This is a genomic window from Deltaproteobacteria bacterium, from assembly GCA_035063765.1.
In the GTDB taxonomy this organism is placed as follows: domain Bacteria; phylum Myxococcota_A; class UBA9160; order UBA9160; family PR03; genus CAADGG01.
This window is the reverse complement of the sequence record JAPSFT010000024.1, coordinates 1-20,929: the sequence shown is the minus strand read 5'-3', so window position 1 is coordinate 20,929 and position 20,929 is coordinate 1. Positions and strand designations below refer to the sequence as shown.

27 protein-coding genes are annotated in these 20,929 nt (G+C 75.0%); 11 read left to right on the top strand and 16 right to left on the bottom strand.

Going from position 1 to position 20,929, the window contains the following annotated elements:
- The first annotated feature begins 24 nt into the window (after window positions 1–24).
- Both rfbA and rfbC read left to right on the top strand, forming a co-directional pair.
- On the top strand, window positions 25–903 hold the full coding sequence (gene rfbA / locus OZ948_16380) for a glucose-1-phosphate thymidylyltransferase RfbA (GenBank protein MEB2346304.1): 879 nt from the start codon (window positions 25–27) through the stop codon (window positions 901–903).
- Complete coding sequence (gene rfbC, locus OZ948_16375) at window positions 900–1,466, top strand: dTDP-4-dehydrorhamnose 3,5-epimerase (protein ID MEB2346303.1); 567 nt, start codon at window positions 900–902, stop codon at window positions 1,464–1,466. Before rfbA ends, rfbC begins: the two co-directional genes overlap by 4 nt.
- On the opposite strand, the gene OZ948_16370 is transcribed toward rfbC, so the two are convergent.
- A complete protein-coding gene (locus OZ948_16370; protein MEB2346302.1) occupies window positions 1,463–1,630 on the bottom strand; it encodes a hypothetical protein in 168 nt (55 codons plus the stop codon). The genes rfbC and OZ948_16370 overlap by 4 nt on opposite strands.
- Before the next feature lie 71 nt (window positions 1,631–1,701).
- On the opposite strand from OZ948_16370, the gene OZ948_16365 reads away from it, so the two are divergent.
- From OZ948_16365 to OZ948_16355, 3 genes are read left to right on the top strand one after another with little or no spacing between them, the layout of a single operon-like run.
- A complete protein-coding gene (locus OZ948_16365) occupies window positions 1,702–2,298 on the top strand; it encodes a LemA family protein (GenBank protein MEB2346301.1) in 597 nt (198 codons plus the stop codon).
- Between the two features lie 20 nt (window positions 2,299–2,318).
- Entirely contained in the window at window positions 2,319–3,206 is an 888-nt protein-coding gene (locus OZ948_16360; protein ID MEB2346300.1) for a TPM domain-containing protein, read from the top strand.
- 4 nt (window positions 3,207–3,210) lie between these two features.
- A complete protein-coding gene (locus OZ948_16355; protein MEB2346299.1) occupies window positions 3,211–3,846 on the top strand; it encodes a hypothetical protein in 636 nt (211 codons plus the stop codon).
- A 56-nt stretch (window positions 3,847–3,902) separates the two neighbouring features.
- Here OZ948_16355 and OZ948_16350 read toward each other — a convergent pair whose 3' ends face one another.
- The 9 genes from OZ948_16350 to OZ948_16310 form a co-directional block, all read right to left on the bottom strand.
- Complete coding sequence (locus tag OZ948_16350; protein ID MEB2346298.1) at window positions 3,903–4,352, bottom strand: pyridoxamine 5'-phosphate oxidase family protein; 450 nt, start codon at window positions 4,350–4,352, stop codon at window positions 3,903–3,905.
- An 89-nt stretch (window positions 4,353–4,441) separates the two neighbouring features.
- Window positions 4,442–6,070, bottom strand: a complete 1,629-nt coding sequence (gene pgi / locus OZ948_16345) for a glucose-6-phosphate isomerase (GenBank protein ID MEB2346297.1) — start codon at window positions 6,068–6,070, stop codon at window positions 4,442–4,444.
- A gap of 12 nt (window positions 6,071–6,082) precedes the next feature.
- Window positions 6,083–6,703 (bottom strand): ABC-type transport auxiliary lipoprotein family protein, encoded by a 621-nt coding sequence (locus OZ948_16340; GenBank protein MEB2346296.1) that lies wholly within the window; start codon window positions 6,701–6,703, stop codon window positions 6,083–6,085.
- A complete protein-coding gene (locus tag OZ948_16335) occupies window positions 6,700–7,635 on the bottom strand; it encodes an MlaD family protein (protein ID MEB2346295.1) in 936 nt (311 codons plus the stop codon). Before OZ948_16335 ends, OZ948_16340 begins: the two co-directional genes overlap by 4 nt.
- 19 nt (window positions 7,636–7,654) lie before the next feature.
- On the bottom strand, window positions 7,655–8,458 hold the full coding sequence (locus OZ948_16330) for an ATP-binding cassette domain-containing protein (protein ID MEB2346294.1): 804 nt from the start codon (window positions 8,456–8,458) through the stop codon (window positions 7,655–7,657).
- A gap of 6 nt (window positions 8,459–8,464) precedes the next feature.
- Window positions 8,465–9,535 (bottom strand): ABC transporter permease, encoded by a 1,071-nt coding sequence (locus OZ948_16325; protein MEB2346293.1) that lies wholly within the window; start codon window positions 9,533–9,535, stop codon window positions 8,465–8,467.
- Between the two features lie 53 nt (window positions 9,536–9,588).
- Window positions 9,589–10,038, bottom strand: coding sequence for a transcriptional repressor (locus OZ948_16320; GenBank protein ID MEB2346292.1), 450 nt, complete (start codon window positions 10,036–10,038; stop codon window positions 9,589–9,591).
- 81 nt (window positions 10,039–10,119) lie between these two features.
- Window positions 10,120–10,608: a hypothetical protein gene (locus OZ948_16315; GenBank protein MEB2346291.1), complete on the bottom strand. Its 489-nt coding sequence runs from the start codon at window positions 10,606–10,608 to the stop codon at window positions 10,120–10,122.
- Entirely contained in the window at window positions 10,605–10,985 is a 381-nt protein-coding gene (locus OZ948_16310; protein MEB2346290.1) for a tetratricopeptide repeat protein, read from the bottom strand. The genes OZ948_16315 and OZ948_16310 overlap by 4 nt, the downstream gene beginning before the upstream one ends.
- A gap of 83 nt (window positions 10,986–11,068) precedes the next feature.
- Here OZ948_16310 and OZ948_16305 point away from each other — a divergent pair, with 83 nt between their 5' ends.
- Genes OZ948_16305 through OZ948_16295 form a run of 3 tightly spaced genes read left to right on the top strand, consistent with a single transcriptional unit; the run spans window position 11,069 to window position 12,603 of the window.
- Window positions 11,069–11,761 carry an SIMPL domain-containing protein gene (locus OZ948_16305; protein ID MEB2346289.1) on the top strand — a complete coding sequence of 231 codons (693 nt, stop codon included), beginning with the start codon at window positions 11,069–11,071 and terminating at the stop codon, window positions 11,759–11,761.
- 18 nt (window positions 11,762–11,779) lie between these two features.
- Window positions 11,780–12,154, top strand: coding sequence for a hypothetical protein (locus tag OZ948_16300; GenBank protein ID MEB2346288.1), 375 nt, complete (start codon window positions 11,780–11,782; stop codon window positions 12,152–12,154).
- A complete protein-coding gene (locus tag OZ948_16295) occupies window positions 12,151–12,603 on the top strand; it encodes a hypothetical protein (GenBank protein ID MEB2346287.1) in 453 nt (150 codons plus the stop codon). Before OZ948_16300 ends, OZ948_16295 begins: the two co-directional genes overlap by 4 nt.
- A gap of 31 nt (window positions 12,604–12,634) precedes the next feature.
- On the opposite strand, the gene OZ948_16290 is transcribed toward OZ948_16295, so the two are convergent.
- The 4 genes from OZ948_16290 to OZ948_16275 form a co-directional block, all read right to left on the bottom strand.
- Window positions 12,635–13,480, bottom strand: coding sequence for an endonuclease/exonuclease/phosphatase family protein (locus OZ948_16290; GenBank protein ID MEB2346286.1), 846 nt, complete (start codon window positions 13,478–13,480; stop codon window positions 12,635–12,637).
- A gap of 162 nt (window positions 13,481–13,642) precedes the next feature.
- A complete protein-coding gene (locus OZ948_16285) occupies window positions 13,643–14,896 on the bottom strand; it encodes an acyl-CoA dehydrogenase family protein (GenBank protein MEB2346285.1) in 1,254 nt (417 codons plus the stop codon).
- 104 nt (window positions 14,897–15,000) lie between these two features.
- Window positions 15,001–15,231 carry a glycine zipper domain-containing protein gene (locus tag OZ948_16280; protein ID MEB2346284.1) on the bottom strand — a complete coding sequence of 77 codons (231 nt, stop codon included), beginning with the start codon at window positions 15,229–15,231 and terminating at the stop codon, window positions 15,001–15,003.
- A 5-nt stretch (window positions 15,232–15,236) separates the two neighbouring features.
- Window positions 15,237–15,674, bottom strand: coding sequence for a Rap1a/Tai family immunity protein (locus OZ948_16275; GenBank protein MEB2346283.1), 438 nt, complete (start codon window positions 15,672–15,674; stop codon window positions 15,237–15,239).
- A 147-nt stretch (window positions 15,675–15,821) separates the two neighbouring features.
- Between OZ948_16275 and OZ948_16270 the strand changes: the two genes are divergently transcribed.
- Complete coding sequence (locus tag OZ948_16270) at window positions 15,822–16,184, top strand: DUF423 domain-containing protein (GenBank protein MEB2346282.1); 363 nt, start codon at window positions 15,822–15,824, stop codon at window positions 16,182–16,184.
- A 17-nt stretch (window positions 16,185–16,201) separates the two neighbouring features.
- On the opposite strand, the gene OZ948_16265 is transcribed toward OZ948_16270, so the two are convergent.
- Together OZ948_16265 and OZ948_16260 are read right to left on the bottom strand one after the other, a co-directional pair.
- Window positions 16,202–17,599, bottom strand: coding sequence for a lytic transglycosylase domain-containing protein (locus OZ948_16265; protein ID MEB2346281.1), 1,398 nt, complete (start codon window positions 17,597–17,599; stop codon window positions 16,202–16,204).
- Between the two features lie 127 nt (window positions 17,600–17,726).
- Window positions 17,727–19,847, bottom strand: coding sequence for an ATP-binding domain-containing protein (locus OZ948_16260; GenBank protein MEB2346280.1), 2,121 nt, complete (start codon window positions 19,845–19,847; stop codon window positions 17,727–17,729).
- A gap of 187 nt (window positions 19,848–20,034) precedes the next feature.
- Between OZ948_16260 and greB the strand changes: the two genes are divergently transcribed.
- Both greB and OZ948_16250 read left to right on the top strand, forming a co-directional pair.
- Entirely contained in the window at window positions 20,035–20,526 is a 492-nt protein-coding gene (gene greB / locus OZ948_16255; GenBank protein ID MEB2346279.1) for a transcription elongation factor GreB, read from the top strand.
- Window positions 20,527–20,730: 204 nt separating this feature from the next.
- Window positions 20,731–20,929, top strand: a 199-nt coding sequence (locus tag OZ948_16250; GenBank protein MEB2346278.1) for a hypothetical protein, incomplete at its 3' end; no start/stop codon positions are given.

The window sequence follows — 20,929 nt, the reverse complement described above, 5'->3', positions numbered from 1 at the left end:
GGGGCGCCTGGAGGACGAGGTCCGGTGAAGGGAATCCTGCTCGCCGGCGGCGCCGGCACGCGGCTGCACCCGATCACGCGTGGGGTGAGCAAGCAGCTGCTGCCGGTCTACGACAAGCCGATGATCTACTACCCGCTCTCGACCCTGATGCTGGCCGGGATCCGGGACCTGCTCCTGATCAGCACACCCGCCGACCTGCCCTTCTTCGAGCGGCTGCTCGGCGACGGATCCTGGCTCGGCCTGTCGATCCGGTACGCGGCGCAGCCCCGTCCCGAGGGCATCGCGCAGGCGTTCCTGATCGGGCGCGAGTTCATCGCGGGCGGGCCGGTCGCGCTCGCGCTCGGCGACAACCTCTTCCACGGCGGCGGCCTCTCCGAGACGCTGCGCGCCGCCGCCGCGCGCCGCACCGGCGCCACCGTGTTCGGCTACTGGGTGCAGGATCCCGAGCGCTACGGCGTCGTCGAGTTCGACGCGGACGGCCGCGCCATCGGGATCGAGGAGAAGCCGAAGGCGCCGCGCTCGCACTACGCCGTCGTGGGGCTCTACTTCTACGACGGCGAGGTGGTCGGGATCGCGGAGTCGCTCGCGCCCTCGGCGCGCGGCGAGCTCGAGATCACGGACGTGAACCTGGCCTACCTGCGCCGCGGCCGGCTCGCCGTGGAGCGGCTCGGGCGCGGCACGGCCTGGCTCGACACCGGCACCCACGAGTCGCTGCTCCAGGCCTCGGGCTACATCCACGCGGTGCAGGAGCGGCAGGGCCTGATGGTCGCGTGCCCCGAGGAGATCGCCTACCGGCAGGGCTGGGTGAGCCGCGAACAGCTCGAGAAGCTCGGCCGCGAGCTCGCGAAGTCGAGCTACGGCGCCTACCTGCTGCGGCTCGCCAGCGAGGAGCCGCCGCGGTGAAGGTGCTCGCGACGGAGCTCCCGGGCCTGGTCGTGATCGAGCCGGTGGTCCACCGCGATGCGCGCGGCTTCTTCCTCGAGACCTGGCGCGAGGCGCGCTACCGCGAGCACGGCATCGACGCGCGCTTCGTGCAGGACAACCACTCGCGCTCGCAGCGGGGCACGCTGCGCGGGCTCCACGCGCAGCTCGCACCGCGGCCGATGGCGAAGCTCGTGCGCTGCGTCGCGGGCGCGATCTTCGACGTGGCGGTGGACCTGCGCCGCGGCTCGCCGGGCTACGGCCGCTGGGCCGGCTTCGAGCTGTCGGCCGAGAACTTCCGCCAGCTCTACCTCCCGGTGGGCTTCGCCCATGGCTTCTGCGTGCTGAGCGAGAGCGCCGAGGTCGAGTACAAGTGCTCGGAGGTCTACGCCCCCGAGCACGAGATCGCGATCGCGTGGAACGACCCGCGGATCGGCGTGCGCTGGCCGGTCCAGGACCCGGTCCTCTCGCCGCGCGACCGGGAGGCGCCGGCCCTGGCGGAGTGGGCGAGCCAGGGGCGGCTTCCCCCCTTCGAGCGACCCTAGAAATCCTCTTCCAGGTCGAGCTCGCCCTCCTGGTCCTTCTTCCCGACCAGGCGGCAGGGCGCGCCGCAGTACATGCAGGCGACCTCGTCGCCCGGCTTCTCGTCGCCGGCGAGCGGCACGTCGGCCTGGCAGATCGGACAGGAGAGGTCGTCGCGGCGGGCCATGGCGGCGGAATCGGCCCCTCGCGCGCGCCGCTTGAGGGTAAGCTGCGAGCACCGCCGGAGGAGGAGACCCCATGGCCGCCCGCACCCGCCTCGCCCTCTCGATCGCCGCGACCACGATCCTCGGCCTGCTCGCGCCGGGCTGTGGCTACAACCGCATCCAGGGCGCCGACGAGCAGGTGAAGGCCGCCTGGGCCGAGGTGGGCAACCAGTACCAGCGCCGCGCCGACCTGGTGCAGAACCTGGTCAACACCGTGAAGGGCTCGGCCGACTTCGAGCGCGGGACGCTCGAGGCGGTGGTGAACGCCCGCGCCAAGGCCACCAGCATCCAGGCGACACCAGAGCTGGTCAACGACCCCGCGGCCTTCCAGCGCTTCGAGGCAGCGCAGGGAGAGCTCTCGAGCGCCCTGTCACGGCTGCTCGTGACGGTGGAGCGCTATCCCGACCTGAAGGCCAGCGCGAGCTTCCGCGACCTCCAGGCCCAGCTCGAGGGCACCGAGAACCGCATCGCGGTGGCGCGCAACCGCTACATCGAGGCGGTCGCCGAGTACAACAAGCTCGTGCGCTTCTTCCCGACCAACCTGACGGCACGCTTCCTGCTCGGCGCCGAGGTGCGTCCCAGCTTCGAGGCCCGTCCGGGCGCGGAGACCCCGCCGGAGGTGAAGTTCTGATCCAGCACCCGGCGCGCGGGATCGCGCTCGCCGCGCTGGTCGTCCTCGCGGTCGCGGGTGCTGCCCGAGCCGAGCTGCCGGTCCCTCCGCTGCGCGGGCGGGTCGAGGACCTCGCGGGCGTGCTCGACCCCGCCGCCGCGGCGCGGCTCGACGCGCAGCTCGCCGCCTTCGAGGCCGAGACCACGCACCAGATCGTGGTGCTCACGGTGCCCTCGCTCGAGGGCGAGGCGATCGAGCCCTTCGCGCTGCGCGTCGCCGAACGCTGGCGGCTCGGCCAGGCCGGCGCCGACAACGGGATCCTCGTCGTCGTGGCGCCGAAGGACCGGCGCGCGCGCATCGAGGTGGGCTACGGGCTCGAAGGCGTGGTCCCCGACGCGATCGCCAAGCGTGTGCTCGAGGACGTCATGTTCCCGCACTTCCGGACGGGCGACTTCGCGGGCGGGATCGAGGCGGGGGTGGGCGCCCTGATGCGGGCGGCCCGCGGCGAGGTGGTGGAGCGCCCGCCTGCGCGCGAGCGCACCCCGCACACCGACCCGCTCGCCGCGGTGGGGTTTGCCGCCTTGCTCGGGACCGTGCTCGCAGCCCCGCTCCGGCGCAGGCGGCCGCTCGCGTCGCTGGTCGGCGGCGGCATCGGCGGGGCGGTCACGTGGCTCCTGCTGGCGAGCCTCGGCTGGGCGCTCCTGGCCTTCGGGGCCGCCTTCGTGCTCGGGCTCGGCGGGCCGGGCGGGCTCGGCGGAGGCCGGGGCCGGCGCCGGGGCGGGCCCATCTTCGTCCCGGGCGGCGGCTGGGGCGGCGGCTCCGGCGGCGGGGGGGGCTTCGGCGACGGCGGCGGCTTCGGGGGCGGCGGCGGCTTCGGGGGCGGCGGCGGCGGCGGCTTCGGGGGCGGCGGCGCCTCGGGGAGCTGGTAGCGCGATGCGGACCCACGAGTGGATCGACCCGGCGGCCCGCCAGCACCTCGAGGCGGTGGTGGCGGAGGCCGAGCGCGCGACCGGCGGCGAGATCGTGGTCGCCGTGGTCGGAGCCTGCGACGAGTACGGGGCGCTCGGCTGGCGGCTCGGCGTCGCGCTCGCGGCGCTGGCCTTCCTGGGCCTCGGCTGGTTCGCCCCGCCGCTCCCCTGGACGGGCTATCTCGCCGCCCAGGCCGCAGCGCTCCTGGCCGGCCACGGGATCGGGCGGATCGAAGCGATACGCCGTGCGCTCCTCCCCGCCGCGCTGGTCGAGCAGCGCGTCGCGCAGCGCGCGCGCCGCTGCTTCGCCGAGCAGGGCCTCGCCCGGACCCGCGGGCGCACGGGCATCCTGCTCTTCGTGGCGCTGCTCGAGCGCCGCGTGGTGGTGCTCGCCGACGAGGGCATCGATCGCGTGCTCGACCCCGGCGAGAGCTGGCACCAGGTCGTGGAGCTGGCCGCCGGCGGGCTGCGCGCGGGCCGGGCCGTCGAGGGGCTCGAGGCGGCGGTCCGGCGCTGCGGCGAGATCCTCGCGCGCCATCTTCCTGCCGCGGCCACCAACCCCGACGAGATCCCGAACCGCTTGGTCGTCCTCGAGGACTGAGGGGGCTCCCGGGAAGCGTCTTGCGAGGGGCGCGCTCCGCCTCCCTCCGGCGGCGGCTACCCGGAGAACTGCTTGCGGTAGTCGACCGTGAGCCAGCGCTCGGGGCGCACGCGCACGACCACGCTGCCGCCGGCCACCTCGCGCTCGCCGCTCGTGGCCTCGACGTAGCGGTCGCCGAGCTCGGCGCCGAGGTAGCGGCGCGCCATCGGGCGCGCGTGGCGCTCGCGGTCAGCGGGCTCGATCGCGACGATCGGCCCCTCGATGCTCACGTACTGGTAGGGCGGCGTCTCGGACTGCGCGCACAGGCTCACGCGGCCCGCGCCGGCCAGCAGGCGCCCCTTGCGCGAGCTGCGCTCGGTGATCACCCACAGCTCGCCGCCCGGCTCGTAGGCGTACCAGATCGGCACCGTGAGCGGACCGCGGGCGGGCTCCGCGATGCTGAGCACGCCCACGTGCAGGCCGGCGAGGAACGCCTCGCGCTCCTCCTTCGTCATCGCCAGGGACATCGGAGCCTCCGGAGCCGGGGGACCGGGCGGAGGCTACCGGCGCCGGGACGGCGGCTCAACGCCACTGCGACCGGGCGCGCCGCCGAGGCTCATCGCGAGCGCAGCCGCCGCACGCGGGCGATCAGGTCGTTGGTGGAGGCGTCGTGGCGCAGGGGCGGCGCGACCGCCGCCAGCAGCTCCGGCGCGATGCGCGCCGCGAGCCGCTTGCCGAGCTCGACGCCCCACTGGTCGAAGGAGTCGACGTTCCAGACGACACCCTGGGTGAAGACCTTGTGCTCGTAGAGCGCGATCAGCGCGCCGAGCGCGAAGGGGGTGAGCTCCTCCCCGAGCAGGACCGTGCTCGGCCGATCGCCGGGGAAGGTGCGGTGCGGCACCTGCGCGGGCGGCACGCCCTCGGCAGCCGCCTCCTCGGCGGTCTTGCCGAAGGCCAGCGCCTCGGTCTGTGCGAGCAGGTTCGCGAGCAGGAGCTCGTGCTGCTCGCCCAGCGGGTTGCGCGAGCGCGCGAAGCCGATGAAGTCGCAGGGCACGAGCCGGGTGCCCTGGTGGAGGAGCTGGTAGAAGGCGTGCTGGCCGTTGGTGCCCGGCTCGCCCCACACGATCGGGCCGGTGTCGGTCTCGACCGGCCGCCCGTCGCGCTGCACGCGCTTGCCGTTGCTCTCCATGTCGAGCTGCTGCAGGTAGGCCGGGAAGCGGTGCAGGTGCTGGTCGTAGGGGAGGATCGCGTGGCTCTGGGCGCCGAGGAAGTCGCCGTACCAGACGCCCAGGAGCCCGAGCACGACCGGAAGATTGCGCTCGAAGGGAGCGCTGCGGAAGTGCTCGTCCATCGCGCGCATGCCGGCCAGGAACGCGCGGAAGCGCTCGGGGCCGATCGCGAGCATCAGCGAGAGACCGACCGCCGAGCCCACCGAGTAGCGCCCGCCGACCCAGTCCCAGAAGCCGAACATGTTGGCGACGTCGATGCCGAACTTCGCGACCTCGGCGGCGTTCGTCGACACGGCCACGAAGTGGCGCGCGACGGCCGCCTCGTCGCGCAGGGCGGCCAGGCACCAGGCGCGGGCCGCGCGCGCGTTGGTGAGCGTCTCGAGCGTGGTGAAGGTCTTCGAGCACACGATGAAGAGCGTCTCGGCAGGGTCGAGGTCGCGCGTCGCCTCGACGAAGGCGGTGGGGTCCACGTTCGAGACGAAGCGGAAGACGAGGCCCGAGTCGGCGTCGGGGCGCAGCGCCTCGACGGCCATCGCGGGGCCGAGGTCCGAGCCGCCGATCCCGAGGTTCACGACGGCGCGGATCCGGCGGCCGCCGTGCCCCGTCCAGGCCCCCCCGCGCACCCGGTCACAGAAGGCCGCCATCCGGTCGAGCACCTCGTGCACCGCGGGCACCACGTCCGTCCCGCCGACCAGGATCCGCTCGCCGCGCGGCGCGCGCAGCGCCACGTGCAGGACCGGCCGGTCCTCGGTCGGGTTGATGCGCGCGCCGGCGAACATCGCCTCGCGGCGGCCGCGCAGGTCGACCGCCTCGGCGAGCGCCACCAGCAGGCGCAGCGTCTCGTCGTCGACCAGGTGCTTGGACCAGTCGGCGTGCAGGCCGGCGGCCTCGCCCGAGAAGCGCTGCACGCGCTCGGGGTCGGCCGCGAAGAGCGCGCGCAGCGAGAAGCGCCGCGCCGCCTCGCGGTGGCGCAGCAGGGCCTGCCAGGCGGGCAGTGCGGTCGGTCCAGGGGGCATCGTTCCCCAGGTCTAGCGGGCCGCGCGCACCGGCGCCGCTGCCGCCGCGCGCAGCTCGGGCTCGAGCCCGCCGAGCACGCGCACGAGCGCGCGCCCGAAGGCGTCCACCAGCTCCTGGGGCGTCCCGCCGCCGGCCGGCTCGCGCTCCTCGAAGCGCTGCGCGAGCGCGCGGCGCGGCTCGCGGCCGCGCAGGTCGAGCAGCCGGAAGCGCCCGGCGAGGACCGCGGCCGGCGCGGCCGGATCGCGGCGGTCCGCGTAGAGCCGGTCGACCTCCGTCTCCAGGAGCCAGGTCGCTCCCGCCGCCGACCCGCGCTCGACGGGCGCGAAGGCCGAGGCGCCGTCGAGCCAGTCGACGATCGCCTCGCGCAGGACGGCGCCGGGCGGGCCGAACCACTCGAAGCGGGGGTCCGAGGCGAAGGTGTCCTCGCCGGTGCGGTAGACGAAGCCCGTGTGGTCGTAGAGCGGGGCGACGCGCACGCGGTCCACCGCGAGGGGGCCGGCCGTCTTCGCCCCCGGCGCCGGATCCGGGAGCCGCAGCACGAAGCGCGTCTTCTCGAGCGGCGGGCGCTCGAAGGGCCGCGCGCAGCCGGACAGCAGCAGCGCGGCGGCAACGGCCAGCGCGAGCGCTCTCATCGCTCCTCCTCCCCGGCCGGCAGCGTCGAGGGAGGCGGCTGGCCGAAGAGCAGGAACGAGGGGTAGCTGCGCGCGGTCTCGCTCAGGTCGCGCAGGTTCTGGGTGGCGACGCGCAGGTTCTCGAGGGTCGCCGTCAGGTCCTCGCCGCCGCTCGCGAGCAGGAGCTGCAGGCGGACCAGCGTGGCGGAGGCCTCGCCCAGGGTGGCGCGCGCCCGCTCGCCCACCGCGGGCAGGCGCGTCTCGCGGATCGCCTGGCGCAGGCCCTCGACGGTGCCGTCGAGCTCCTCGAGCAGCTCCGAGACGGAGCGCTGCACGGCGCCGACGTCGGTGGTCTCGACGGCGCGGTTCACGTTCACGAGCAGGGTGTCGAGGTTGGTCAGCAGGCCCTCGACGTCGAGGCGGTCGATCCGGGTCATGAGCCGCTCCGCGGCGCTGGTGATCTGGGTGATCGTGCTCGGCGCCGACGGCACGTAGAGCGCCGCGGGCGTCCAGGAGATCGCGCGTGCGGGAAAACGCCCGGGGTCGACGAAGTCGGCCTCGAGGAACGACACACCGGTGATCCCGAGCGGCGTGAGCCGCAGCCGCAGCCCGCGGTCGATCATGGCCTGCAGCTCCCGGGCGCGCTGCTCCTCGAGAAGGGCCTCGTCACGGTGCAGCTCCATGCGAACCAGCACCAGGTTCGCGTCGCGGGCGTCGGCCTCGGGGTACTCGTCGCCGACGAAGCCGATCCAGCTCACGGACCCGAGCTTGACACCGCGCAGCTTGACCGGGGCGCCGACGTCGAGACCCTGGACCGACTCCTCGAAGACCGTCTCCATCCCGATCGGTCGCGCGAAGAGCCGCCCGCCGCCCACGATCACGATCACGGCCACCGCGAGCGCGATCCCGCCCAGGACGAAGAGGCCCACCCGGAAGTAGCGCGCCTCGTTCACGGCGGGGGGTCCAGCGGGGTCACGCGGCCTCGGCTCCGGTTTCGCGGCGGAAGAAGCGGCGGACCCAGTCGATCTCGCAGTGGTCGCGCAGGAACGCGGGGCTCCCGCTCGCCACGATGCCCTTCCGCTCCTTGTCGAGCATGATCACGCGGTCCGCGATCTTGTAGATGCTGGCCAGCTCGTGGGTGACCACCACGAAGGTGATCCCGAGCGTGTCGCGCAGCAGCAGGATGGTGTCGTCGAGCCCGGCCGAGGTGATCGGGTCGAGGCCGGCGGAGGGCTCGTCGAGGAAGAGGATCGCGGGGTCGAGCGCCATGGCGCGGGCAATCGCGGCGCGCTTGCGCATGCCGCCGCTGATCTCGGCCGGCAGGTAGCCCTCGAAGCCCTCGAGCCCCACCAGCTTGAGCTTGCTCGCCGCGATCCGGTCCATGGCGTCGTCCGGCAGGTCCGTCAGCTCCTCCATGGGCAGGCGCACGTTCCCGAGCAGGGTCATCGACCCGAAGAGCGCGCCCTGCTGGTACATCACCCCGATCCGGCGCAGGATCGCGCGCCGCTCGGCGTCGTCCGCGTCGACCAGGTCGGCGCCGGCGATCCGCACGCGGCCCTGCCAGGGCCGGACGAGGCCGATCACGTTCTTGAGCAGCGTGCTCTTGCCCGAGCCCGAGCCGCCGAGGATCACGAAGACCTCGCCGCGCCGCACCGTGAAGGAGACCCCGTCGAAGAGGGTGCGCTCGCCGTAGCCGGCCACCAGGCCTTCCACCTCGATGATCGGCTCGTCGCGGCGCGGCGCGCCCTCGACCGGCTGGCTCGGCTCGCTCGTCATGGGCCCTCAGATGCCGAGAACGTAGAACACGACCGCGAAGGCGCCGTCGGCGAGGGCGATCCCGACGATCCCGCTCACCACCGCGCTGGTGGTGGAGAGCCCGACCGCCTGGGCGCCCTGCCCGGTCTGGATCCCGCGCAGGCAGCCGACCGCGGCCACGATCACCCCGAAGACCATCGCCTTGGCGAGCCCGCCGATCACGTCGCCGGGATCCACCATGTCCGCGATGCGGTTCAGGTAGGTGACCGGCGGGAAGCCCAGCGACACGTACACGAGCAGCCCGCCGAGCAGGCCGGCCAGGCTGGTCAGCATGGCGAGGGCCGGCACGACGGCGACGGCGGCCACCACGCGCGGCACGACCAGGAAGCGCACCGGATCGAGGCCCATGGTGGTGAGCGCGTCGATCTCCTCGTTGACCTTCATGGTGCCGATCTCGGCCGCGAAGGCGGAGCCCGAGCGCGCGGCCAGCAGGATCGACGCCATCAGCGGCCCGAGCTCGCGCAGGAGCGAGAGGCCGAGCAGGTCGGCGACGAAGATCTCGGCCGCGAAGCGCCGCATCGGGATCGCGCCCTGGAAGGCGAGGATCAGCCCGAGCAGGAAGCCGACACCCGCGACGATCGGGATCGCGCCGACGCCCGCGCGCTCTGCGACGAGCAGCGTCTCGCCGAGGCGGAGCTTCCCGGGGTGGCGCAGCACGAAGGCGAGCGCGAGCACGGTCTCGCCGACGAAGGCGACGAAGCGCCGGCCGTCGGCGAGCGCCGCGAGTGTCGCGCGCCCGAGCCGTGCGATCACCGGCGCGGGGCGGGCGGGCGCCTCCCCGTGCGGCGGGCCCGGCGCCACGAGCGCGACGAGCCGGCGCAGGTCGTCGCGCAGCCCGCGCAGCGCGAAGCCGCCGCCGCCCTGGCCGGCCTCGTGCTCGAGGGCCGCCAGCAGCGCCGCGCCGGAGCCGTCGCAGTAGTCGACCCCGGCGGCGTCCACCACCAGCGGCCGGCCGCGCGCCGCGCGCGCCACTGCCAGCGCCTCGCTCCACAGCCGCGCGGTCGACTCGACGTCGAGCCGTCCCGTCAGGACGAGCAAGCGTTCGCCGGCTTCGCCTGCCGACGCGCGCAGGGCTGCAGCCGGCGCCGGGGTCACGCCCCGCGACAGTCGGGACAGTGCCCGTAGAGCTCGTGGCGATGGCGCAGCAGCCGGAACCCGTACTCGAGCGCGATCTGGTCCTGCGCCGACTCGATCATGCGGCACTCGAACTCGACGATCCGCCCGCAGCGCGTGCAGACCAGGTGGTCGTGGTGCTCGTGGGGGATCTCGTAGCGGGTGACCCCGTCCTCGAAGGCGCGTTCCACGGCGAGCCCCGCCTCGCAGAAGATCTTCATCGTCCGGTACACAGTGGTGTAGCCGATGCCGGGGTACTTCTCGCGGACCCGCTGATAGAGGTCCTCGCTCGAGATGTGCCCGATCACGTCGAGGAACACCTCGAGGATCGCCTCCCGCTGCCGGGTGCGCTTCAGGCTGCGGTCGTCCAGGTAGCGCGCGAGGGCCTCGCGCTCGAGATCGTGCGCCATGCGAGGAACGTAGAGCATGAGGGCGCGCTCGTCAGACCTGCCGGGCGAGCCGCGGCGCGCGAAGCCTCTGGCCCGCGCCCGAGCAGGCGTCGCGCTGCGTCAGCGCAGGACCGCCTCGGCGGCGTCCGCGAGCTCGTCGTCGGGGCCCTCCGCGAGCGTCCGGATCTGCGCCCGGAGGCCCGCCGTGAGCGTGAGCCCGCGCGCCGCGATCCCCTCGGCGAGCGCTGCCAGCGCGCTGCGCTGGAGCTCGCGCTCGCCGGTATCGAGGAAGGCCGAGAGCAGCGCCGGCTCGGCGGGCGGCCCGATCGCCGCGAGGTACGCGCGACAGGCGTCGGCGAGCCCCGCGCTGCCCTGCGCCGCCCGCACCGCGGCGGCGAGCCGGGCGCCGGCGGCGCCGCCCGCTGCACCCTTCGTGAAGAGCGTCCGGTCGAGCTCCGCCAGGTACTGCTTCGCCGCGGCCTGGGCGCGGGCCTTGGCGGCAGGCCCGCGCGGCGCCCGCTCGTCGCGGCGCGCGCGGGGTCGATCGCGCAGCCGGTCGATCTCGGCCCACGAGCGCTTCGGCCGCTCGCGCTCGTCGTCGCCGCTCATGGCGCGCCCGCCGCACGGGAGCCCGCCGGGCCCGCCGGCGGCTTCGTGTCCTGCGCCCGCAGCGCGGCCAGGTTGCGGCCGGCGGCCTCGTTCTCGCAGTCGAGGGCGACGGCGCGCTCGTAGGCGCGCCGTGCCTCCTCGCGACGGCCCGCCGCCTCGTAGGCGATGCCGAGGTGGTTTTGCACCGCCGACGCCTCGGGCGCCAGGGCGGCCGCCCGCTCGAGCTCGCCGACGGCGAGCGCGGCCTCACCGCGGTCGAGCGCCGCGGTGCCGCGCTGGAACGCGCGCATCGCCTGGAACGACGTACAGCCCGCGAGCGCGAGCGCGCCCCCGAGCGCCGCGGCGAGGAGCAGCGGGACTCCGGGGCGGCTTCGCATGGAGCGAGTGTCTCGTCGCGAGCCGCGGGCCGCAACCTGCGCGGCCGGCTACGGTTCGACCCCGACGGAACCCGGAGGAATCGATGCTCCCTCGCGGACTGCTCTGCCTCGTCGTGCTGCTCGCGGCTCCCGCGCCCACCCGCGCCGACGACACCCCGTCGATCCGCGTGTCGGGCACCGGCGAGGTCTCGGCGACACCCGACACCGGCCACCTCTCGGCCGGCGTCGTGGCGGAGGCGCCGAGCGCCGCCGAGGCGGTGCGCGCGAACGGGACGGCGATGGAGCGCGTGCTCGCCGCGCTCGAGGCGGCGGGCATCGCGAAGCGGGACGTCCAGACCTCCGGCTTCTCGGTGTGGCCGGTGTACGCCGAGAGCGCCGGCCGGGCCGAGCAGCCGCGCATCACCGGCTATCGCGTCTCCAACCAGGTGACGGTGCGGGTGGCCGGGGTCGAGAGGGTGGGGGGCGTGCTGGACCAGCTCGTCGCCGCCGGCGCCAACGAGGTGGGCGGCGTCGCGTTCTCGGTCGGCGAGCCCGCGCCGCTGCTCGACGAGGCCCGCAAGCGCGCGCTCGCCGACGCCCGGCGCAAGGCCGAGCTCTACGCCGCGAGCGCCGGCGTGCGCCTCGGGCGGCTGCTGCGCATCGACGAGACCGGCGGCGGACCGCCCGTCCCGATGCCGAGGGCCGCGCGCATGGAGGCGTCCGCGCCCGTGCCGATCGCGCCGGGCCAGGTCGAGCTCTCGATCACCACGACCGTGACCTACGCGATCGAGCCCTGAGCGGGTACACTGCCGGCCGTGCCGAGCGCCCGCCTCTCCGCCCTCGCCGCCGCGGCGCTGCTCGCGCTGCCGGGCTGCATCACGGACCAGGGCACGCTGGCCGTCGCCGCCACGCGGCCCGTCGAGCTCGACCTGCGCGAGGTCGACCTGCGCAACGCCTCGATCCGGCGTGACGTGACCGGCAGCGACACGCGCGTGACGTCGGTGTTGTTCCTGCCGACCGGCGAGTCGCCGCGGCTCGAGACCGCGGTCGAGGACGCGCTGCTCGCTCACGGCGGCGACGTGATGGCGCGCGCGCAGGTCCGCACCATCGACTGGTGGTTCCTGATCGGGGTGTCGACCCTCGAGGTGCGGGGCGACGTCGTCGACCTGCTCGGCGCGCAGTCGCCGTGAGGGCCGGGCGGGCCCTCGCAGGGCTGGCGCTCGGCCTGCTCGCCGGGGCCGGCTGCGCGCTCGAGACCGTGCCCCACGGGCGCTTCGCGGCGCTCACCACCCGGACCGCGCCCGTGCTCGGCTACCAGATCGACGAGGCCTCGCGCACGCGCGACGTCGAGGCGGTGGTGCTGTCCCAGCACTTCCTCTGGGTGCCGACCCGGACCGATCCGCCGACGCTCGCGGAGGCGGTCGAGCAGGCGCTGCGGCGGGGCAACGGCGACCTGCTGGTCGACGTCGAGGTGGACCGGCTGTTCTTCGCCGTCCCGCTGCTCTACGGGCAGGAGGGCTGGCGGGTGCGCGGAGACGTGGTCCGCACCCACCCCGAAGCCGGGCAAGGGGCCGCAGCCGGGCAAGCGGCATCGCCCGCGCCGTCGGACCCGTCCGGAGCCGGTTTCGCGCCACCTTGAGCGGCCCCGGCGAGGGTTCCGAGCGCTCCGCCTAGAGCAGCTCGATCCGCGCGACCACGGGCAGGTGGTCGGAGGCGCGGCGGGCGGCCGCGGTCTGGTGCGAGCGGACCTCGACCAGCTTGGCGCCGCGCGCGTAGATGCGGTCGAGCGAGAGCACCGGCCGGGCCGCCGGGAAGCTCGCCGGCCACGCGATCTCGGTGTGTGCCGGCAGGCCCTCCTCGAGCGCCCGCACCGCCTTGTCGTTGGTCCGCCACAGGTTCATGTCGCCCATCAGCACGACGGGGCCCTGGAGCTGCGGGTGGTCGAGCAGGTGGCGCACCTGGCGGTGGCGGGTGCGGTCGACGATCGCGAGATGGGTCGCCACCAGCGAGAGGGGCCCCGCCTCGGTCACGAGCTGCGCGGCCACCGCCGTGCGGCGCTCGAGCCGCGAGAAGTTGAGGTCGAGCAGCGAGGCGCCCGCGATCGGCCAGCGCGAGAGGATCGCGTTGCCGAGCTCGCCGAGGCGGTGGATGCGGGTGGTCACGAAGGCCAGGTGCAGGCGCAGGCGGTCGGCGAGCCGCACCAGCGGGTCCTCGCCGGCGAAGGGACGCACCACCTCCTGGAGGGCCAGCACGTCGGCACCGAGCTCCGAGATCACGAACGCGGCGCGCTCGGGGTCCGGCTCGCCGCGCGCGCCCCGCGCCGTCCAGCGGTGCACGTTGTAGGTGGCGGCCACGAGCTGCGCCCCGGGCCGGGTGCGGGGCGCGGGGTGGAGCGGCGCCCGCACCAGCGCCAGGTAGGGCGTCACGGCGGCCAGCGCCTCGCGGCGCTCGAGGAACGGGTCCTCGCCGCCGCGGAAGCGGCGGATGCTCACCCGGGGGCGCTGCCGGCTCGCCATGCTGGTCTCATCGTCTCCGGTCGCGACGGCCTGAGCCCCGGGGAGCCTCGGGCCGGGGGGCCGCGCCTCGGCGGCGCCGGCTCTCGCGAGGGCCGGCGCGCGCGAGGGTAGCCGACGCGCGGGGCCGCGCCGTGCCGCTGCGGGCGAGCCAGCCGCCGCCGGTCAGGCCGAGAGCAGCGCCCGCGCGATCGCCCGCACCTGCATCTCGTCGGTCCCGGCGTAGATCTGGAGCACCTTCGCGTCGCGCGCGAGCTGCTCGACCCGGTACTCGGCCATGTAGCCGTTGCCGCCGAAGAGCTGCACCGCCTCGAGCGCCACCTCCACGGCCGCCTGCGCCGCGTAGAGCTTCATCGCCGAGGCCTCGGCGAAGGACATGCCCTTGCCGGCGCCCGCCATCTCGATGTGGCGGAAGACCATGTTCCGGACGTTGGTGCGCGCCACCTCCATCTTGGCGAGCTTGAGCTGGATCAGCTGGTACTCGCCGATCGGCTGGCCCCAGGCGACGCGCGTCTTCGCGTAGTCGACCGAGAGCTCGAGGCAGCGCTCGATGATGCCGAGCGCCATCGCCGCGACGCCGGAGCGCTCCATCGAGAAGGTGTCCTTGGCGCCGCTCTTGCCGGCCGAGGCCGCGCGCTCCTCGCTCCCGCCGAGCAGCCGCTCCGGGCCCGCCTGGACGTCGGAGAGGAACAGCTCCCCGGTCGGCGAGCTGTGCAGGCCCATCTTCCGCATCGGCTTCGACTGCACGAGGCCCGGCATGCCGCGATCGAGCACGAAGTGCAGGATCTTGCGGTCCTTGGCCTCGACCCCGGGCTCGTCGAGCTTGCAGATGAACACGATCGTGTCGGCGTAGGGACCGTTGGTGATGAAGGTCTTGTTGCCGTCGAGCCGGTAGCCGTCGCCGTCGCGGCGGGCCGTCGCCCGCATCGCGCCGAAGGCGTCGGAGCCCGAGGCGGGCTCGGTGATCGCCCAGGCGCCGATCTTCTCGAGGGTGAGGAGCGGCAGCGCCCAGCGCTCCTTCTGCGCCACGGTGCCCTTGCCCAGGATCGCGGCCGCGGTGAGACCGACCGACACGCCCATCGCGGTCACCAGGCCCGGGCAGTACCGGCACAGCTCGATGATCGGGATCATCTGCATGGCGGCCGCGTCGGCGCCCTCGGCGCGCGGCTTGCGCTCCTCCTCGGCAGGGGTCTCGCCGCCGGCGCGCGCGGCCTCGGCGCGGCGCTCGCGCTCGATCCGCTGCCGGAAGCCCTGGCGCGCCAGCTCGTCCATGCCGAAGGTCCGGAACAGCTTGCGCAGCACCTCGTAGGGCGGTGCGTCGCCGTGCTCGAGCTCGTCGATCCGGGGCACGACCTCCGCCTCGACGAACTTGCGCACGGCGTCGCGGATCATCTGGTGGGATTCGGACCACTCGATCACGGGGACTCCTCCGCGGGCCAGGGGTGCGCGGCGGAATCTCGCGGGCAAGCGAAGACCGCGCCAGGGCAGGCCCTGGCGCGGTCTCGGGAAGGCACGATGAGGGCCTACTGGCGCCGCTGTCCCGCCTCGACGCCGCGTCCGTAGAGGAAGCCGCCACCGGCACCGACCGCGCCACCGATCGCGGCGCCGAGCCCGGCGTTGCCCGCGAGCGCGCCGATCACGGCGCCGGCGGCCGCCCCGCCCGCGCCGCCGGTCAGCGTGCGCTGTTCGGTCTCGGAGAGGCCTGCGCACCCGCCGGCGGCGAGCACGAGGACGAGGATCGGAGCCACGAGCATGCGCTTCACTGGGCGCCTCCCTTCTCGGCGCCCGGGCACGGCGCCAGCTCGACCAGATAGCGGAACAAGGTGTCGACGGCCGGCTCCGCCATGTGCTCCGGGTGCTTGCCGGCCCAGGCGACGAAGCCGGTGACGACCTCGTTGCGCGTGGGCGGCGGATCCGGCGGGCACGCCAGGCGCACACCCTTCGGGCCTGCGGCCTGGGCCTGGTGATACTGCCAGGCACCCACCACGAAGCCCTGGCAGAAGTGGTCCGCCGCGTCGTTCAGCGGATCCGACTCGGGGGAGCTGCAGATGTCGACGAGATCCTGGGCGCTCTTGACGAAGAAGTCGTCCTCGGTGAGCGCGGCGCTCGTCGCGAGAGGCAAGAGCACGAAGACCAGCCCGAGCAGGACGGCGCGCGGGGGCGCGGGCGAGCGGACAGGCACGAGCCGATGGCGCATGGATACACCTCCGGGCCGGAGTCTCGCGTTCGCGAAGCGGGCCGCAAGGGCGTCGCGCGCCGTCCCTCGTCACCAGGGTGCGACGGCACGCGTGCCCGGACGCCGTGGCCCCAGCCTCCACGCGCGGCGTCGCTATGCTCGCGCGCGATGCGAGGCTGGCTCGCCGCCGCAGCGCTCTTCGGGCTCACCGCCGTCGCCGCCGGCGCGTTCGGGGCCCACGGCCTGCGCGCGCGCGTGCCGCTCGAGCAGGTGGCCTCCTGGCAGACCGCCGCGCACTACCAGCTCCTGCACGCGGTGGCGCTGCTCGCCCTCGCCCTGCTCGGGAGCAGCGGGGGCCGCGCGCTCGGGCCGGCGCCGTGGCTCTTCGCCGCGGGCATGCTCCTCTTCTCGGGGTCGATCTACCTGCTCGTCCTCGGCGGGCCGCGCTGGCTGGGCCCGCTCACGCCGCTCGGGGGGCTGTGCCTGATGGCGGGCTGGGCGTCGCTCCCGTGGCTCGCGCGAGCGCGCTGACGGGCCTCGCGCGGCGCTCAGCGTTCGGTCGGATAGCAGGAGAGCATCGGGGCCTGCTCCCCCTTCCGGACCCCCTGGTACTTGCGCCAGAACTCCTGGTCGATCTCCTTCAGGTGCGCCGAGGTCTTCGCCTTGCGGTAGCGCGCCAGGTGGCCGGGCCCCCCGTTGTAGGCGGCGTAGGTGGCGCGGGCCAGGTTGTCGGCGCCGCCCGGCCCGAGGTGCTCGCCGGCGGGCAGCGCGAAGTCGCGCAGGTAGTGCCAGAGGATCTCCGCGCCGGCCCGGCCGTTGTAGCCGATGTCGCCTTCGAGGCCGGCGGGATCGTAGAGGCCGCGCCAGACGCGCCCGTTGATCTGCATGAGACCCACCGAGCCGGCCGGGCTGACGAGCGGCTGCACGCCCTCCTTGCTGCGTACGAACTGGCGCCAGCAGCTCTCCTGCCACGCCGTCGCGATCACCAGGTCCGGGTACACCCGGGCCGCGGTCGCGTCCGCCTCGGCGACCGCCGGGCCGAGCGCGTCGTCGACGGTGAGGCGCAGGAGGTCGTGCACGAGCGGGACGTACTCGCGGACCTCCTGCTCGCGGCCGGGGATCCAGGTGTTGAGCCGTGCCACGAGGAGCGAGCGCTCGCCGGCCGGCTGGGGCGCCGCCCAGGCCTGGGGAACCAGCCAGTCCGCGAGGGCCGCCAGGGGCGAGAAGGGTGCGAGGCGCGCGCTGGAGGGCGGTGCCGGCGCGGGCCCGAGCAGGGGGCTCGTCGCCGGGGGGGCGAGCGGCTCGCCGAAGCCGAAGATCCGGCGCAGCTCGGGGTCGACGGCGGTGTCGTAGTGGAGCGGATCCCGGCCCTCGTCCCCGAGCAGCATCTCGGCGAGCTTGCGGAGGCTCTCCGGGGAGCCGGCCAGGTCGCGCGCCACCCCGAGGCGCTCGGCGGCGCGCATCAGCTCGCCGGCCTCGATGAACTGCGCGTAGCGCCGCGCGCTGTCCTCGGGCAGCGTGGCTGCCACCTGCTGGAGCAGGGGCGAGAGCTGCTCCCAGGAGCTCTCGAAGACCGACCGCATCAGCTCGGGCCCATCCACGGTGGCGTCCGTCAGCATCGAGACGACGTGGTGCCGTTCCTCGATCAGGACGCCGAGGAGCTGGTCGCGGAGCGCCCCGGGCGGGGCGTCGTGCCCGGCCCGCTTGATGACCACGGTCAGGAAGGCGTCCCAGTTCCGGGCGACCTCCTCCCGGCCGGGGCGAACGGCCGGGGCGTCGTCCCGATCCCGGCGCTCCTGGAGCGCCTGCTCGACCAGGTCGGAGAGATCGGCCGCGCGGGCGGCGATCGGCGCGCCGAGCCCGATCGCCAGGATGGCGGCGAGCCCGGCAGCGACGGGGGGACGGAGCGGGTCCCAGCGGCGGCGCCGGCGCGGGTCGATCGTCATCGCGTGCCTCCCCCACCCCGCCCGATCGGGACGGACGGATCCTAGCCGATCGGCCTCCCGGGCCCGGCGACCGAGATGACAGGATGATCCCCTGGGGGATAAGCGAGAGGGGTGGGGGATCGGTCGATCAGGTCTCCAGCAGGGGGGATCCCGGTCCGGCGTGGGTGACCCAGAGTTGATGGATCGCCCGGGTGGCCCCGACGTGGAAGAGCCGGCGGCTGCGGGGCGTGTCGGCGAAGCTGGCCGCGGAGACGTCCACGAGGACGACGTAGTCGAACTCGAGGCCCCGGGCCTGCTCGATCTCGGCCACCTCGATGCCCGGCGCGAAGGCGAAGCGGCCGGCCTCGACGCGCCGCAGGCGGGGCACCTCGGAGGTCTCGAGGCCGTCGTAGTAGAGCGCCGCCTGGTCCGCGTCCGGCGCCAGGATCGCCACCGAGGCGAGCGGCTCCTCCCGGACGAGCTGGCGCAGCGCGTCGGCGAGGAACGCCACGCACGCCCCGGAGTCCGCGAACGCGAACACCTCCACGGGAGGGCCCGAGCGCACGGCCCGCGGCGGCGCGTCGTCCTCCCAGAGCGGGCCGAGCACCGCGCGCGCGAAGCCCATGATCTCGGCGGTCGAGCGGTAGCTGGTGCGCAGCGTCTCGACCTCGGCCGAGGGCAGGCCGAGCTCGGTCGCGAGCGTCTCCCAGTCCGCGGCCGCGAACGGGCTCGCGATGCGCTGATGGGGGTCGCCCGCGAGCGTGAGGCTCGCCGGCTCGGCGAGACAGCCGGCGACGACGTGGAGCTCGATCGCCGCCCAGTCCTGCGCCTCGTCGACGGCGACGTGCCGGTAGCGGAGCGCACCCGGGGCGGAGGCGGGGCGGGCGGAAGAGGAGGCGCCGCCCCCGGGCGCGCCGGCCGGGATCGGGCCCACCCGCAGCTGCCAGGCGCGCAGCAGGAGCGCGTCGTCCTCGGCGTCGATCTCGGCGACCGCCTCCTCCTCGCCTTCGAGGAAGGCGAACAGCTCCTCCTGCCGCACGCGACACCAGTCGACGGCGGCGCGCAGGTCCCCGGCCGCGAGCGGCGGGTCGAGCAGCGTGCCGAGCAGGGCCGCGTCGGTCAGCGCGCTGGCCCAGTCGTCGAGCGCCTGCTCGACGGCGGCGGGACCGGGCGTGCGGGCCACCTGCGCCGCGAGCACCCGGCCGATCGCCGGGTGCTGCTTGAGGCGGCGGACCGCGTCGGGCGTGTCGATGCGGTGCGTGGTCGGCAGGCGCGGGAAGAGCCGCCGGCGGTGGCGTGCGGCCCACTCGGGGAAGGTCTCCACGCGCACCCGCCCGATGCCCAGGCTCGGCAGCAGCGTGCCCACGTAGTCGCACAGGGCCGGCGAGAGCGTCAGGAACACCGTGTCGGGCGAGTCGATCCGGGGCTCGTCGTAGGCGAGATACGCGATCCGGTGCAGCGCCACCGTCGTCTTGCCCGAGCCCGCGCTGCCGCGCACGACGAGGCAGCCCGGCCCGGGGCGCGAGATCAGGTCGAACTGCGCCGGATCGAGCAGGCCCGCGATCTCGGGCAGGTGCTTGTCGGCGCGCTGGGCCGCGCCGCCCGGGTCGGTGCCGAGGCGGCGCGCGCCGGGCGCTACGCCGCGCGCGCGCAGCGCGCTGCCGGCGCCGCCGGACAGGCGCGGCGCCCGCTCCGCCACCTGCTTCCAGGCCTCGTCCGACCCGGGGGTCCGCGCGGCGCCGGGCGCGCGGACCCAGCTTCCTTCCGGCGCATCCACGCGCTCGAGCAGGCCGCCCCGGATCGCGACCGTGCGCCGGGCGGCGACCTCGCCGGACACGACGCGGCCGGCGAGCTCCTCCTCGTAGGACTCGCCCTGCCGGTAGCGGTAGAAGAGCCGCGAGATCGGCGCGTTGCGCCAGTCGACGATGCGCACGCCACTGCGCACGCAGGTCGCGCGGCCGAGGCAGACGTCGCGCGTGCGGCCGTCCTCGAGCAGGCGCATGTGCGCGAAGTAGGGCGAGCTGCGGTTCACACGCGGCGTCGCGCGCGAGGCGCGTAGCTGCCGCAGGAGCGCGCTGCCCCGATCCCACTGCTCGAGCAGCGCGAGCCGGTCCTTCTGCTCCTCGCCGGAGAGCAGGAGCGCCCGCACCCGCTCGAGCTCGCGGACGATCGACTCCTCGGCGGCGTCGTCGCGTCCGGGCTCCTCGGCGAGGGCGCGCAGCACGTCCTCGAGCAGGCGGAGCTCCTGGAGCACGACCGGATGCGGCAAGGGGATCTCCACGAAGCCGGTTCGCGTTTGTAGTCGAGTCGGGAGCCGCTCGCCAAGCGTGATCTTCGCGCGCGGCGCGGATCGCAGTCTCCGAGCCGCGGGAAGCGCTCCGCAGACCCCGGAGGGGGGGGCGGCGCTGGCCGCACGCCGCGTTGACGCGCCGCGCCGGGGAGCCCATCGTGGCTCCGTGCCGGAGGCCAGGCGCTACATCACGCCGGAAGGCTACGAGCGGCTGCGCGCCGAGCTCGAACGGCTGTGGCGCGAGGAGCGCCCGCGCGTCACGCGCGAGGTGTCGGAAGCCGCCGCGCACGGCGACCGCTCGGAGAACGCCGAGTACATCTACGGCAAGAAGCGACTGCGCGAGATCGACCGCCGCATCGAGTTCCTGGGCAAGCGACTCGAGGAGCTGACGATCGTCGAGCCGCGCAGCGACAGCCCCGATCGCGTGTACTTCGGCGCGTGGGTGAAGCTCGAAGACGCGGACGGCGCCGTCTCGGAATTTCGCCTCGTCGGCCCCGACGAGTTCGACGCTGCGAGCGGCCGCATCAGCATGGATTCCCCGATCGGGCGCGCGCTGCTCGGCCGGGCGGAAGGCGATGCCTTCACGCTCGAGCGCCCGAAGGGTCCCGTCACCTACGTCGTGATCGAGATCCGGTACGGACCCGGCGCGGAAGGTTGAGCGGAAAGCGGCGGGGGATCGGTTTTTCCGTTGTCCGCGCCCTGCCGGAGCTGCGATGATGCGCCGGGGTCCGAGCACGGGGAGGGAGCGGTGTACGCGCAGAACGCATCCGTCGCGACGGGGTCCGGCGCGACGGGAGCCGGCGTGACCGAGGCCGTCGCGACGGGGTCCGGCGCAACGGGAGCCGGCGCGGCGAGGGGTGGCTTGCGTGCGCGCGCGGGGACGGCGCGGTGCGCGCTGTCCGCGCTGTGGCTCGCCGTCGGGAGCATGGGGCTCGCGGGTGCGCCGGCGGGCGCCTTCGAGTACTTCGACGGGCGTCTCCAGGTCCACGGCTACTTCGGCCAGCAGGTGCGCGCGATCGGCCGCAACCTCGACCCGGGCGACGGGGTCGAGCTGGCGCAGT

Bases quoted from the DNA above. Each gene is read 5' to 3' on its own strand.
- OZ948_16370 (MEB2346302.1), bottom strand. From the start codon at position 1,630: ATGGCCCGCCGCGACGACCTCTCCTGTCCGATCTGCCAGGCCGACGTG.
- OZ948_16365 (MEB2346301.1), top strand. From the start codon at position 1,702: ATGGCCGCCCGCACCCGCCTCGCCCTCTCGATCGCCGCGACCACGATC.
- OZ948_16355 (MEB2346299.1), top strand. From the start codon at position 3,211: ATGCGGACCCACGAGTGGATCGACCCGGCGGCCCGCCAGCACCTCGAG.
- OZ948_16350 (MEB2346298.1), bottom strand. From the start codon at position 4,352: ATGTCCCTGGCGATGACGAAGGAGGAGCGCGAGGCGTTCCTCGCCGGC.
- pgi (MEB2346297.1), bottom strand. From the start codon at position 6,070: ATGCCCCCTGGACCGACCGCACTGCCCGCCTGGCAGGCCCTGCTGCGC.
- OZ948_16340 (MEB2346296.1), bottom strand. From the start codon at position 6,703: ATGAGAGCGCTCGCGCTGGCCGTTGCCGCCGCGCTGCTGCTGTCCGGC.
- OZ948_16330 (MEB2346294.1), bottom strand. From the start codon at position 8,458: ATGACGAGCGAGCCGAGCCAGCCGGTCGAGGGCGCGCCGCGCCGCGAC.
- OZ948_16320 (MEB2346292.1), bottom strand. From the start codon at position 10,038: ATGCTCTACGTTCCTCGCATGGCGCACGATCTCGAGCGCGAGGCCCTC.
- OZ948_16315 (MEB2346291.1), bottom strand. From the start codon at position 10,608: ATGAGCGGCGACGACGAGCGCGAGCGGCCGAAGCGCTCGTGGGCCGAG.
- OZ948_16310 (MEB2346290.1), bottom strand. From the start codon at position 10,985: ATGCGAAGCCGCCCCGGAGTCCCGCTGCTCCTCGCCGCGGCGCTCGGG.
- OZ948_16305 (MEB2346289.1), top strand. From the start codon at position 11,069: ATGCTCCCTCGCGGACTGCTCTGCCTCGTCGTGCTGCTCGCGGCTCCC.
- OZ948_16290 (MEB2346286.1), bottom strand. From the start codon at position 13,480: ATGGCGAGCCGGCAGCGCCCCCGGGTGAGCATCCGCCGCTTCCGCGGC.
- OZ948_16280 (MEB2346284.1), bottom strand. From the start codon at position 15,231: ATGCTCGTGGCTCCGATCCTCGTCCTCGTGCTCGCCGCCGGCGGGTGC.
- OZ948_16275 (MEB2346283.1), bottom strand. From the start codon at position 15,674: ATGCGCCATCGGCTCGTGCCTGTCCGCTCGCCCGCGCCCCCGCGCGCC.
- OZ948_16270 (MEB2346282.1), top strand. From the start codon at position 15,822: ATGCGAGGCTGGCTCGCCGCCGCAGCGCTCTTCGGGCTCACCGCCGTC.
- OZ948_16265 (MEB2346281.1), bottom strand. From the start codon at position 17,599: ATGACGATCGACCCGCGCCGGCGCCGCCGCTGGGACCCGCTCCGTCCC.